Source organism: Bacillus sp. FSL K6-1006 (assembly GCF_038593175.1).
Lineage (GTDB): Bacteria > Bacillota > Bacilli > Bacillales > Bacillaceae > Bacillus > Bacillus safensis.
Genome location: NZ_CP151970.1, coordinates 3,700,101 through 3,712,232, shown reverse-complemented (window position 1 = coordinate 3,712,232; position 12,132 = coordinate 3,700,101). Strand labels below are relative to the sequence as shown.

Sequence of the window (12,132 nt, the reverse complement as noted above, 5' to 3'; positions counted from 1 at the left end):
TGTCATCTCCTATTTATTTTTATCACTGATGGATGCCCATCGCGTGAAGCATCGTGTTGAATTTTGCAGATGTTTCAGCTAGCTCTTCTTCTGCCTTTGATCCTTTGACCACTCCTGCACCAGCAAAGAGACGTAGGGAGTGACCCTCAGCTTCTGCACAACGAATGGTGACAATCCAATCACCATCACCATTTGTATCTGCCCAACCGATCATTCCTGTGAAAAATCCTCGATCGAAGGGTTCAATCGCTTGAATGGCTTCACGTGCATCTGCTGTAGGTGTTCCGCATACTGCGGGTGTTGGATGAAGGCTAAGTGCCAAATCAATTGAGGACACACTGGAATCTATTAAGTCACCTTTGACCACAGTAGATAAATGCCACATCGTTTCTGTTTGAATGACGGATGGAGATGCAGGCACATCTAGTGTATGACAGTATGGAGTAAGCGCTTTAGTAACAGCTTCAACAACCACTGCGTGCTCGTGTAAATCCTTCGCTGAGGTAAGGAGTTCATCGCGGCGGCGCTGGTCTTCTACTGGATCTGAACTGCGCGGCCGGGAACCAGCGAGTGGATTGGAAATCACAGATGAACCGGTTTTAGAAAGGAGCAGCTCAGGGCTTGCCCCAAGAAGTGTGCGCTTTTGGGAAGACTTCGGATCAGCTACATTTGCAGCAAACGTATAGCCAGTCGTATTATGACGAGCCAGTCGTTCGAGTATTGTTTTCGTAGGAATGTCTTGATTTGATTTGAGATGGAGAGATCGAGAAATGACGATTTTGCTAAGCTCTCCTTTTTCAATTTTAGCTAACCCTTCGTTCACACCATTCATGTAGACTTCAGGAGAAGGGTCAGGTGTCACCTCATAGGATGGCGATGCCGCTTCTGACTCCTCATCACCTTGTTGAAATTCGAGTGGATCACTAAACTGTACATGGACTGGTACATTTAAACGAACGGGCTGCGCCGGATCAAATGGGACAGCACCAGCCACAATCGGTGTTTGAATTCCAGCTTGTTTGGCATCTTCAAATACGTGCGCTACCCTTGTGGATAGTTCATTTAGCTGATTGGTTTCAATATGCTGGAAAATCCCTTCGGCAAGTATCGTGCGTTTAGGTGAAGCAAGAAAAAAAGCGCCTGGCTGATAGTCTTGAAGCAATTGTACTTTTTCTTCGGACGACAATAATGAATGTTTCATGAAAAGGCCTCCTTTTAAATGAAATGCTAGATTCCGAGTGTTGCGCCGCCATCGATCGTGAGATTCTGCATCGTAATATGACTGGATTGCTCAGATGCAAAGAAAATGACTGCATCAGCGATATTTTGAGGATCAGCGATTTTTTGTAAAGGAATACCGGTTTTATACGTCTCTAGTGAACCTTTAATCACCTGATTTTCTCCTTGTTTATCAGGCCATAAAGCCCATTGCATAGGTGTTGCGGTAGACCCAGGAGAGACGACGTTGCACCTGATTCCATAGGCAGCCAGTTCTAATCCAAGCGTTTTTGTAAATGAAGTGGCTGCTGCTTTTGAAGCGGCATAGGCAGCCATATTCATTCTAGGAATGGCACCTGCGTTAGAGCTGACGGTCACAATGACCCCTTCTGATCTTTTCATCATGTATTTGGAGACAGCTTGAGATACGTAAAAGACACCATGTGTGTTGACTGCGAAAGTTTGTTGCCAGTCATCTGCACTAAGCTGGTCAATAGAACCCATTCGAAGAATGCCTGCTACATTGACCAGTAAATAAATGGGGCCAAGCTGCTTTTCAATTTGATCGACCATGTGCTGAACAGATGCTTGATCGGTAATGTCACCTGGATAGGCAAAGGCACGTATGCCTTCATCCTTCATTTGCTGGACGGTGCTTTGCAGCTGATCTTCTTTTACGTCAACTGCTGCAATAATCGCACCTTCTTCGGCTAGTCTTTTTGCGACTGCTTGTCCAATACCCTGTCCTGCGCCTGTGATAAGGACAACTTTTTGAGATAGACCACTGTGTTTCATGTGTTCACTGCCTTTCCTTCATGTCTGTGGTTGTGAAAGGATCATCATGATAGAGTGCAAATCGAAAAGCGTCATTCATCAGCACCGGTAAAACGGACGTATGTCCTTCTTTAGGGAATTCGTGATAGGCTGTATGCAAGCCATATGGGGATAAGGGCAGCATACGATTTGCTAGTGAATTTGCATGATCATTCATTTGACACGGATGATGTTTTTCTAACTCACCTACACCTACAAGCAGCCTGACATCCATAGGCATCTGACGTATATGGCTGGTGAATTGGTGTTCTTTTTCTAGAAATAATTTTTTGTTCCAGTGGATAGAAGGACTGCCTGCAATATATGTTTGATAAGCATCAGGGTGCTCAAATAGTGTGTGTAATACAAAAAGACCGCCAAGAGAGTGCCCAAATAGTGTTTGACGACTCTGGTTGATCGGAAAGCGCTGCTCGATATAAGGCTTTACAATCTTTTCTAAAAAAGAAAAGAACGCAGAGGCGCCGCCATATGTATGGGTGGAGAAATCCTTTCTTTTGTCACCAATGGAAGCGTCAGGGCCGGTTAGAGTGAGATCATAATGCCTGAGCGGATGATAGGGCGCTTCTGTCTGATAGCCAATTCCAACAATGATGGCAGGTACAACACCTGTTTTTTCGGGTCTTCTTGACTGTAAACGAATGGCTTCGACCATTGTGCCAAAAAGTGAATTCCCATCAAGCACGTACATGACTGGAAAACCAGCCGCTGGAGGAGTAGTATTCGGTTTAAATATAAAAAGTCTGTATGGGTGTGCTGTGATATCCAGTTGCTCCGTCCCGGGTATAAAAAAAGGACGGCTTTCTCCGAAAAGAGAATCCTCAGTACCCATTCCTTCAGGGCGTTTGGACATGTGTAAAAAATCCCCTTCCTCAAATTGACTCTCATATGCTGATAAAAGCAGGCTTGCGGATATAGGATGAGTGTAGAGATTGAAGAATGGTCCCTTCAAATGAAAATGATTCTCAATTATCACGCAAGCAAATCAAATGATAATGGTTATCAATTATGAAGTCAAATGTTCATTAAGTGGTGTAATTGATAATTTGATCTAAATTTTCGGAAAATAAAGGACTAAATAACTACCAAATGAATGGAAATAGGGAATGCCGGACTGAGTCATTTAAAAAGAGGAGAAATGCCAAAAGACCTTGACCGTCACGGGATATTTACCATTTTCTTCTGTTTGATTCAGGAATATATATAGGTTTTTCTTCTTGAAATCATTTTGAGGAAAAATAAGTCTATAGACCTTCTTGTATTTTTAGGAAAAAAGAGGAGAATTTTTCGAAAAGCTGGTGAGCATATCTCACAACTTATTCAATCTCATGCGTAAATTCATATACAATTTTCTAAGGAAGACAAGATCGAAGGGAATGTAGGCAGAATGAAAACTCCATTAGGAAAGCTAAGGCTAAAACTGCTTGAACATCAGCTCAAATTGAAAAATACGTTTACAGTGGAAGAATATCAAGAAATGAAGCAATCATTACATGAAATACGGATGACATTTGCGGCCTATGAACAATGGGATTTATACCAGCGGGCCACCGATATGATCACCATCCTCCTCTTTCAACACGCCCTCAAGCAAAACCACCATTAACACTTTCACTTTTTATGAGCATCGTATTTCTTATGAAAGGACGGTGCTGTTTTAAAGTTGGCCAAATATCATATAGCATCAAAAATGCGGAAATGAAAAAAGTAAGGGATGTCCCCTTACTTTTTGATCAATCGGTGTATATGTCTGTAAACACCATTTAATTAGAATCCATCTGTGACATCATATTCGTAACGGATATCGGCTTTGACATTGCTCATAGTAGATCTCGCAGTAGCCTTTGCGTTGTACTTAAAGCTCCATTTTTGAGCTACTTTTAATTCATCTTCCAGTGAAATACGATAAGACCCACTTGTTGCAGATGAAAAAAGTGATTGGTTCCAAATCTTGTTTTCATCAGCCATCAGTTTGTGTGTGACATTTCCTTGGTTAGGCGATTGGGTACTAGTTGTTGAAATCGATTTAACGATAGCATTGTTAGGAATAGAAGAATTGTTCGTTAAATCCATTGTAATGACAGAAGAATCAACACCTGCTAGATTCAAAGATGAATTCCCCAAGTTGGTAGCAGTCCCGGTAAAATTGAATGTCCCATTCCCAGATTTGATACGATCTTGAATGGAGACAGTAAAATACATATTCCCTGTATATGAGCCACGGGTCACTTTCACAAAATAAGTTTCTGAAGTTGAAGTAACGTCACCAGTATTTGCAAATATAAAGGGTGTTACTGAATCAGGATTAATCACTCTTGACCCTGGTTTAGAACTCTTCGAATTATATACCTCGATTTTCATCCCCGTATATTGCTTATTATACGAACTTCGCACATAGACCCTTTCACCCTTATTGATCGTGAACTGATAATACGCTTCATTTTCACCTTCAGGTAAGATTGTTGTATCTGGGCGACTATTTTTCCAATATCCCATTGAGCTTGCTGTGTTAGGGCTGTTATTCCCCGTAATCGCTGCTTCTGCTGAATTAGGTGCAAAAAAACTAGTAACAAGCACTAATACCAATGCAGGTAACAAAAAACGTTTGAAGATAGTATTTGTCATATTTTAACCCTCCTTGTAATAATTACTATATCGGATCAGAACTAACAAATTTTAACTGAATTGCCGATATATTTAATAATCACTATTTTTTAAAAAGGAGAATCAAAATGAATATTAATACGTCATACACGGCAGGTGTTTCAAACAATCAGAACCGAATAGACTATAAGGGTCAATCAGCTATTAAAAGTACAAATGAGGTGATGACCGAATCTGATAGACGGATGAAAATACTAGATGAAAAATATGAAAAAATAAATGAACAAAATAAACGTTTCAAAAATCCTCATGGTCATATACACGATAAGTATCGAAATCCACGCTCGCCTTATTTTAGGAGTGATCTAACTAAAGTAGAAAGAGAAGCTGCATATACGATGGAGATTGGCTGGGCTAATTCTGGAAAAGGTGGACAATATGACTTTAATGACGCCATCTTCCGTAACGAAAAACGGTACGATCCTACTCAAGAAAGCGTAGAGAAAAAAATATTCAATCGGCAAAAGGTCAACGAACAATTACAAGATTTATTCTCTAAAAACGGGATATCCATTCCTAAAAATACAAATCTAACCTTTACCATTGACCCGAACAATTTTAAATTGGTGGTAAGTGGTTCAAAAGACGAATCGCTGATGAAACAAATAGAAGACTTATTAAATACAACCAACAATACAAGAGAATTATTTTTCCATATTATGAAAAGCAGAAATGATGATTCTACTCAATTCACATCGGATTCTCTAGCAAAGTTCCATCTTGTCAATCAAATCAAAACGGTGACAGGCTACAATTTAAAGGATTTAAGCATTGTAAATGGTCAATTTGTAACGGATAACGGAACGAATATTTTTGATCTATACAAAGAAGAACTTCTTAAAAATCCATATACAGCAGAAAATGCGCGCATTGCCGCTTCACATTACGGAGCACAGCTATTTGACCTAGCGAAAAACGGGTTTGATTCCATTCCAGATTTGGTGTTATCTATTGGTTATCAAAACGATTCTTTACAAGACATTGGGCAAAAAGTGAATTATGGGGTTAAGAAAGCGATAGATTAACAAAACTTGAACGATGACGGATACAAAATCATTAGCGATAACGAAAGACTCTATAACAATTGATGTTACAGAGTCTTTTCTATTGAAATGCGCTGGTTTGCACAAAATATCAACATGGTAATTTTGACTATAGTCGATGTTTTTCACTTTTTTATTGATGAAAATGTTAAAATGATGAGTAGCGTATTTTTTTATGAAAGGACGGTGCTTGGCATGACGGAACTTCTCGATGACCGGCTGCCGCCGCAAAATATAGAAGCCGAGCAGGCCGTATTAGGTGCTGTTTTTTTAGAACCATCTGCGCTAACGCTCGCTTCTGAGGTATTAATTCCAGAGGATTTCTATAGAATGTCGCATCAAAAGATTTACAATGCGATGCTTGTACTTGGCGATAGAGGAGAACCGGTCGATCTTGTCACGGTGACATCTGAGCTTGCCAATACAGATTTACTAGAAGAGGTAGGCGGGATTTCGTATTTAACCGATATTGCGAACTCTGTCCCAACTGCCGCAAACATTGAATACTATGCAAAAATTGTAGAAGAAAAATCCATTTTAAGACGTCTGATCCGTACGGCGACAACCATTGCACAAGATGGATACACACGTGAGGATGAAGTAGAGGACCTGTTGAGCGATGCTGAAAAGACCATTATGGAAGTGGCGCAGCGTAAAAACTCAGGAGCCTTTCAAAACATTAAGGACGTTCTTGTTCAAACATACGATAATATTGAACAGCTTCATAACCGTAAAGGCGATATCACAGGGATTCCAACAGGTTTCTCTGAGCTTGACCGGATGACAGCTGGATTCCAGCGAAATGATTTAATCATTGTAGCGGCTCGTCCATCAGTAGGGAAAACCGCCTTCGCATTGAACATTGCCCAAAATGTCGCGACCAAAACGGATGAAAGTGTCGCCATCTTTAGTTTAGAGATGGGTGCTGAGCAGCTCGTTATGCGTATGCTTTGTGCAGAGGGGAATATCAATGCACAAAACCTAAGAACCGGTAATCTGACAGAAGAGGACTGGGGCAAGCTGACAATGGCGATGGGCTCGCTGTCAAACAGCGGAATTTTCATTGACGATACACCTGGAATCAGAGTAAGTGAAATTCGCTCGAAATGCCGCCGATTGAAGCAAGAAAATGGTCTTGGCATGATCCTGATTGACTACTTGCAGCTCATTCAAGGGAGCGGGCGATCAAGCGATAACCGTCAGCAGGAGGTTTCTGAAATCTCTAGGGCATTAAAATCGCTGGCAAGGGAGCTTGAAGTTCCGGTTATTGCCTTGTCTCAGCTTTCCCGTGGGGTAGAGCAGCGCCAGGACAAACGTCCGATGATGTCTGATATTCGTGAATCAGGAAGTATCGAGCAGGATGCCGATATCGTGGCATTCCTTTATCGTGATGATTACTATGACAAAGAATCAGAGAATAAGAACATTATCGAAATCATTATTGCCAAACAGCGTAACGGTCCCGTTGGTACAGTATCACTGGCGTTCGTCAAAGAATATAACAAATTCGTCAACTTGGAAAGAAGATTTGATGATGCGGGTGTTCCGCCCGGTGCTTAAAGCCCAGCTCAAGAAGCTGGGCTTTTTTGATTGATCTACATCGAAAGAATGATTGAAAAAACAATCAAAATGAGGAGGAGAGAGAAAAAGAGAGAGCGTATACTAAAAGGAGAAAAGGAGTGAAGACTGATGAAATTTCAACAGTTTGAAGCCGCTCAATTACGTATCGCACGCCCAACCGTCAACATGAAAGAGGTTGTTTCCTTTTATGAAGAAGGCTTAGGGCTCAAACGAATAGGCTCATTTGATCAGCATGAAGGGTACGATGGTGTGATGCTCGGGCTGCCTCACCAGCATGTTCATTTAGAAATCACCAAACATGAAGAAGAAGAAAGCCTGCCCGTCCCGCATCCAGAACAGCTGCTTGTTTTCTATATTCCAGATGCAGAAGAATTTCAGCAAATGAAAGAGAGATTGCTCTCATTTGGCGGACGGCATGTCACCTCAACGAATCCATACTGGGACCGGGGAGGAGCAACCATTGAAGACCCAGATGGGTATCGAGTTGTGCTGATGAACACAGATGGTATTACACCTGTTTAAAAAAGACGCCCATTGTTGGGGGTCTTTTTTATGTTGATGAACAGCTGGAAACGGTAAAAAGTTGTTTTTGCTCAAAATCTCCATTTTTAAGCACTGGAAAAGTGATTAAAGCGCTTTTCTTTATATTTAAAACGAACAAAATTTGATTTCGAGATATTAATGTTCGGATTTCGCGTTGACTTTTTCGTTGTGCATTGATAAAATAAATGTGTTTGAAAGAGATAACGTTTTGAAAGGTTAACGGAGGTGCACGATATGTCTTCAGTAGTCGTAGTAGGTACGCAGTGGGGTGACGAAGGGAAAGGGAAAATTACCGATTTCCTTTCAGAAAATGCAGAGGTGATTGCCCGTTATCAAGGGGGAAACAATGCAGGTCACACGATCAAATTTGATGGAGTGACATACAAGCTACACCTCATTCCATCCGGTATTTTTTATAAAGAGAAAACTTGTGTCATCGGTAATGGAATGGTGGTTGATCCTAAAGCGTTGGTCACTGAGCTTGCGTATCTTCACGAACGGAATGTGAGTACAGATAACCTCAGAATCAGCAATAGAGCCCATGTTATTCTGCCTTACCATTTAAAATTGGACGAGGTAGAAGAAGAGCGGAAAGGGGCTAATAAGATCGGTACGACGAAAAAAGGAATCGGACCAGCTTATATGGATAAAGCTGCCCGCGTTGGTATCCGCGTCGCAGATCTATTAGATCGTGAAGTATTTGAAGAGAAGCTTGCACGTAATCTAGAAGAGAAAAATCGTCTCTTAGAGAAAATGTATGACACAGAAGGCTTCAAGATTGAAGATATTTTAGACGAGTATTATGAATATGGCCAGCAAGTGAAAAAATATGTCGTAGACACATCTGTTGTTTTGAATGATGCACTAGATGAAGGCCGCCGCGTGCTATTTGAAGGAGCACAAGGGGTCATGCTTGATATCGATCAAGGGACATACCCATTTGTGACGTCATCTAACCCAGTAGCTGGAGGCGTGACAATTGGTTCTGGCGTAGGACCAACGAAAATTCAACATGTAGTCGGCGTGTCAAAAGCGTACACAACACGTGTTGGAGATGGCCCATTCCCAACAGAACTCCATGATGAAATTGGCGATCAAATTCGTGAGGTTGGCCGTGAATACGGTACGACAACTGGACGCCCGCGCCGTGTCGGCTGGTTTGACAGCGTTGTTGTCCGTCATGCACGCCGTGTGAGCGGAATTACAGATTTATCTCTTAACTCAATTGATGTACTAACAGGGATTGAAAAATTGAAAATCTGTGTCGCCTATAAATTGAATGGAGAAATCACAGAGGAATTCCCAGCAAGCCTAAATGAATTAGCGAAATGTGAGCCTGTCTACGAAGAAATGCCAGGATGGACAGAGGATATTACAGGTGTGAAGAACTTAAGTGAGCTGCCTGCAAATGCCCGCCATTATTTAGAACGCATTTCACAATTAACAGGTATTCCTCTTTCCATTTTCTCAGTCGGACCAGATCGTTCACAAACGAACGTTGTCCGCAGCGTGTACCGTCCATAAGAATAGATTGATGAAGCACCAGTAAAATCTCGCATTTTACTGGTGTTTTTTTGTTTAAATATTCCTTAATTTCAGTAGAACGGACTTCCGGTCATTACCAAAATATGATAACTGTATAGGAGGAAGGAGCGTTCTAGTGAAAGAAAGAATACGATTATTAGATATTTTACGAGGTTTTGCCATACTAGGCACCTTGGGAACGAACGTCTGGTTTTTTGCGTATGCAGGGGATACCTTTGCGACAGATCAGATTGCGGATGAATATGAAAATGGCAGTTTTCTAGAAAGTCTTGTCTCCATGTTCGTTTATGGAAAAATGCTCTCGCTGCTCACGATCATGTTTGGTGTTGGATTGGAGCTGAAATACCAGCAGGCAAAAAGGAAGGACACGCCTTGGCCGGGTACTTATTTATGGATTCTTTTATTTTTATTTATCGAAGGCTTTGTCCATTTTACGCTTGTGATGGAATATGATGTGCTCATGAGCTATGCCGTTACGGGGCTGCTTGTGGCTTACATTGTACGGGGAGGAAGCAGGCGCATCAAAAAGGGCATGATTTTCTCAGGTGTGATTCATCTGCTCGTGATGTCATGTCTGATGCTGTACTCCCTCTCTGAAATGGAGTCAGTGACCGATGATCAAAGCGGTGAACCGGCGCTGGAAGAGCAGCTGCCAGAGACATGGATCTCGCAGGTTCAAGAACGGTTACAATACTTCTTCATGTACCGAGAAGAAGCGGTCTTTATCATTCCAATGAACACATTTCTGTTTTTATTGGGTGTGCGGATGATGAGAGCCGGTGTATTTTATGCAAATGAACGCGGACAATCTCTCCGGCAAATAATGTTCCGAATCGGACTGTGGGTTGGTCTGCCGCTGAATGCACTAGTCTTCGTTTCGAACGATCTAGTGGAATTTGTGGTGCGCTACGTCTTTTCACCATTCCTCTCTATTTTCTATATAGCTGTCATTGCGAAGCTCCTCGCGCGCAAGGAGTCATGGTTCATATGGACTTGGTTTGAATATGTAGGGAAAATGGCGCTCAGCTGCTACATCCTGCAAAATGTCATCTGTTCCATTCTTTTTTATAGCTGGGGATTGGGTCTTGGCGGTCAAATCAATGCGCCCCTTATTGTATTGGCATGGCTGTTGGTTTCACTTCTGCAAATCGTGATTTCAGCAGTTTGCCTAAAGGTTTGGAGAATTGGACCAATGGAATATATCCGTTCACGGGCACTTCGCAGGGTGACGATGAAACAAGCATCATAAAGGGGAGAGCACAATGTTTTTTAAAAAAATGACGAAAAGAGAACAAGCGAATACACATAAAGCAGCTGTGCCGGCATTTGTCTTTTATCTTCTGGTATTAGGAGGGCATGCGCTGTACGCGTTTTGCCAAGGTGACAGACCACCGGTTACTTTTGTCATTTTAATGGCGGGACTCCTTGTTTTTTTCTCCGCTGACTGGCTATTTAACAAAAAATGTTCATAAAAAAGCCCTCATCGCGAGGGCTTTTTCCTTACTTCAGGCTTTTATATTGGCCTTTTAAATTTTTACGGATGTACTGGATGATTTTGCGTAGTTCGTTGGCGTGCGGTCTGCCAAACGGACTTGTTTGTCTTTGCTGATAGAGCACTTGACCTTTTTCATTTAATAAGAAATAAGCAGGTTCACCGTGCACCCCGTGATCTTCATATGGGGCATCTTCCCCGTGATAGTGGACTTCATATGCTTTTAATGACGTGAGATCATGGTCATACATGATCGGGAAGGACAGTCCCTCTTTATCAGCAAATGCCTTCAAGTCATCAGGGTTATCCGTTGAAATCGCCATCAAGTGAATATCCTTGTCCTGAAAATATGACTGCTGCTGTTCGAGCTCTTTTAATTCTTCTACACATACCGGGCACCAAGATCCTCTAAAGAAAACGATCAGGTGCCAGCTTTGATGCTCCTCTAAATGTTTGTCGAAATCAATGTGATCGCCCTGTATTGTTGGAAGTGAAAAGTTGGGCATTTTATCTCCTAATTTGAATGAACTCATACTGCTTCCTCCTTTTTCAATGACAATGTCACTTGTTTCATGTATAGCCATTTTTGAGCGGCCTGAAACGTGTCTATGTGTTTAAGTAGGCAGTGGTCACCCGAAAAGGTGCATCAAAATTGAAGGCGGTTGCAAAAATGGGGGCTTTGGCAGGAGATTTCAAATCCGACACTTTTTTTTAAAAAATGTCGAAAAACGTATTGCCATATGTATTTACTCTATGATATTATAAATCTCGTTGTTGCAAAGGTCTCTGAAACTTGTTAGGATGCGATGTTCCAGCTTTTTTAAAGCGATTGGTTTGGCGCAATACAGCTTCTTCAGATTCACTTTTCACAAGCCGAGAGCCATTAGCTCAGTTGGTAGAGCATCTGACTTTTAATCAGAGGGTCGAAGGTTCGAGTCCTTCATGGCTCACCATGTATTGGCCCGTTGGTCAAGCGGTTAAGACACCGCCCTTTCACGGCGGTAACACGGGTTCGAATCCCGTACGGGTCATTGATTTACTTTAGCGTTAAGCTAATTTTTTCCTCACTTGCTTGAAGGAGCACCACGATTGCTTTTTCGGGCAAGTTACTGAGGTCCGGTAGTTCAGTTGGTTAGAATGCCTGCCTGTCACGCAGGAGGTCGCGGGTTCGAGTCCCGTCCGGACCGCCATTTATACATATTCATCTTTTTGATG

General features: G+C 41.9%; 12 protein-coding genes and 3 tRNA genes. 10 read left to right on the top strand and 5 right to left on the bottom strand.

Annotation, left to right across the window (positions count from 1 at the left end; genetic code table 11):
- Nucleotides 1–22: 22 nt before the first annotated feature.
- Genes dhbC through NSS65_RS19265 form a run of 3 tightly spaced genes read right to left on the bottom strand, consistent with a single transcriptional unit; the run spans nucleotide 23 to nucleotide 2,902 of the window.
- Nucleotides 23–1,201: an isochorismate synthase DhbC gene (gene dhbC, locus NSS65_RS19275; protein WP_144496504.1), complete on the bottom strand. Its 1,179-nt coding sequence runs from the start codon at nucleotides 1,199–1,201 to the stop codon at nucleotides 23–25.
- 26 nt (nucleotides 1,202–1,227) lie between these two features.
- Nucleotides 1,228–2,013 carry a 2,3-dihydro-2,3-dihydroxybenzoate dehydrogenase gene (locus NSS65_RS19270; protein ID WP_144496503.1) on the bottom strand — a complete coding sequence of 262 codons (786 nt, stop codon included), beginning with the start codon at nucleotides 2,011–2,013 and terminating at the stop codon, nucleotides 1,228–1,230.
- 4 nt (nucleotides 2,014–2,017) lie between these two features.
- Nucleotides 2,018–2,902, bottom strand: a complete 885-nt coding sequence (locus NSS65_RS19265) for an alpha/beta hydrolase-fold protein (RefSeq protein ID WP_041118431.1) — start codon at nucleotides 2,900–2,902, stop codon at nucleotides 2,018–2,020.
- Between the two features lie 534 nt (nucleotides 2,903–3,436).
- Between NSS65_RS19265 and NSS65_RS19260 the strand changes: the two genes are divergently transcribed.
- Complete coding sequence (locus NSS65_RS19260) at nucleotides 3,437–3,655, top strand: hypothetical protein (protein WP_024424038.1); 219 nt, start codon at nucleotides 3,437–3,439, stop codon at nucleotides 3,653–3,655.
- 161 nt (nucleotides 3,656–3,816) lie between these two features.
- On the opposite strand, the gene NSS65_RS19255 is transcribed toward NSS65_RS19260, so the two are convergent.
- Nucleotides 3,817–4,674 carry a hypothetical protein gene (locus tag NSS65_RS19255; RefSeq protein ID WP_144496501.1) on the bottom strand — a complete coding sequence of 286 codons (858 nt, stop codon included), beginning with the start codon at nucleotides 4,672–4,674 and terminating at the stop codon, nucleotides 3,817–3,819.
- A gap of 107 nt (nucleotides 4,675–4,781) precedes the next feature.
- On the opposite strand from NSS65_RS19255, the gene NSS65_RS19250 reads away from it, so the two are divergent.
- The 6 genes from NSS65_RS19250 (at nucleotide 4,782) to NSS65_RS19225 (ending at nucleotide 10,897) form a co-directional block, all read left to right on the top strand.
- Entirely contained in the window at nucleotides 4,782–5,738 is a 957-nt protein-coding gene (locus NSS65_RS19250) for a DUF4885 family protein (protein ID WP_326135170.1), read from the top strand.
- Between the two features lie 213 nt (nucleotides 5,739–5,951).
- A complete protein-coding gene (gene dnaB, locus NSS65_RS19245; protein ID WP_003214779.1) occupies nucleotides 5,952–7,316 on the top strand; it encodes a replicative DNA helicase in 1,365 nt (454 codons plus the stop codon).
- Between the two features lie 129 nt (nucleotides 7,317–7,445).
- The gene (locus NSS65_RS19240) at nucleotides 7,446–7,859 is read left to right on the top strand and encodes a VOC family protein (protein ID WP_041118423.1); all 414 of its coding nucleotides are present in this window, start codon (nucleotides 7,446–7,448) and stop codon (nucleotides 7,857–7,859) included.
- A 255-nt stretch (nucleotides 7,860–8,114) separates the two neighbouring features.
- Nucleotides 8,115–9,404 (top strand): adenylosuccinate synthase, encoded by a 1,290-nt coding sequence (locus tag NSS65_RS19235; protein ID WP_024424032.1) that lies wholly within the window; start codon nucleotides 8,115–8,117, stop codon nucleotides 9,402–9,404.
- Nucleotides 9,405–9,540: 136 nt separating this feature from the next.
- The gene (locus tag NSS65_RS19230) at nucleotides 9,541–10,674 is read left to right on the top strand and encodes a DUF418 domain-containing protein (protein ID WP_342467321.1); all 1,134 of its coding nucleotides are present in this window, start codon (nucleotides 9,541–9,543) and stop codon (nucleotides 10,672–10,674) included.
- Nucleotides 10,675–10,687: 13 nt separating this feature from the next.
- On the top strand, nucleotides 10,688–10,897 hold the full coding sequence (locus tag NSS65_RS19225) for a hypothetical protein (RefSeq protein ID WP_070326249.1): 210 nt from the start codon (nucleotides 10,688–10,690) through the stop codon (nucleotides 10,895–10,897).
- A 28-nt stretch (nucleotides 10,898–10,925) separates the two neighbouring features.
- Here NSS65_RS19225 and NSS65_RS19220 read toward each other — a convergent pair whose 3' ends face one another.
- The gene (locus tag NSS65_RS19220; RefSeq protein WP_024424031.1) at nucleotides 10,926–11,450 is read right to left on the bottom strand and encodes a peroxiredoxin family protein; all 525 of its coding nucleotides are present in this window, start codon (nucleotides 11,448–11,450) and stop codon (nucleotides 10,926–10,928) included.
- 344 nt (nucleotides 11,451–11,794) lie between these two features.
- On the opposite strand from NSS65_RS19220, the gene NSS65_RS19215 reads away from it, so the two are divergent.
- From NSS65_RS19215 to NSS65_RS19205, 3 genes are all read left to right on the top strand, one after another.
- Nucleotides 11,795–11,870 (top strand) — tRNA-Lys (locus NSS65_RS19215).
- Between the two features lie 6 nt (nucleotides 11,871–11,876).
- A tRNA-Glu gene (locus tag NSS65_RS19210) sits at nucleotides 11,877–11,948 on the top strand.
- Between the two features lie 82 nt (nucleotides 11,949–12,030).
- Nucleotides 12,031–12,107 (top strand) — tRNA-Asp (locus NSS65_RS19205).
- The last annotated feature ends 25 nt before the right edge of the window (nucleotides 12,108–12,132 follow it).

Coding starts and splice junctions, on each gene's coding strand:
- dhbC (WP_144496504.1), bottom strand. CDS start 1,201: ATGAAACATTCATTATTGTCGTCCGAAGAAAAAGTACAATTGCTTCAA.
- NSS65_RS19270 (WP_144496503.1), bottom strand. CDS start 2,013: ATGAAACACAGTGGTCTATCTCAAAAAGTTGTCCTTATCACAGGCGCA.
- NSS65_RS19265 (WP_041118431.1), bottom strand. CDS start 2,902: ATGTCCAAACGCCCTGAAGGAATGGGTACTGAGGATTCTCTTTTCGGA.
- NSS65_RS19260 (WP_024424038.1), top strand. CDS start 3,437: ATGAAAACTCCATTAGGAAAGCTAAGGCTAAAACTGCTTGAACATCAG.
- NSS65_RS19255 (WP_144496501.1), bottom strand. CDS start 4,674: ATGACAAATACTATCTTCAAACGTTTTTTGTTACCTGCATTGGTATTA.
- NSS65_RS19250 (WP_326135170.1), top strand. CDS start 4,782: ATGAATATTAATACGTCATACACGGCAGGTGTTTCAAACAATCAGAAC.
- dnaB (WP_003214779.1), top strand. CDS start 5,952: ATGACGGAACTTCTCGATGACCGGCTGCCGCCGCAAAATATAGAAGCC.
- NSS65_RS19240 (WP_041118423.1), top strand. CDS start 7,446: ATGAAATTTCAACAGTTTGAAGCCGCTCAATTACGTATCGCACGCCCA.
- NSS65_RS19235 (WP_024424032.1), top strand. CDS start 8,115: ATGTCTTCAGTAGTCGTAGTAGGTACGCAGTGGGGTGACGAAGGGAAA.
- NSS65_RS19225 (WP_070326249.1), top strand. CDS start 10,688: ATGTTTTTTAAAAAAATGACGAAAAGAGAACAAGCGAATACACATAAA.
- NSS65_RS19220 (WP_024424031.1), bottom strand. CDS start 11,450: ATGAGTTCATTCAAATTAGGAGATAAAATGCCCAACTTTTCACTTCCA.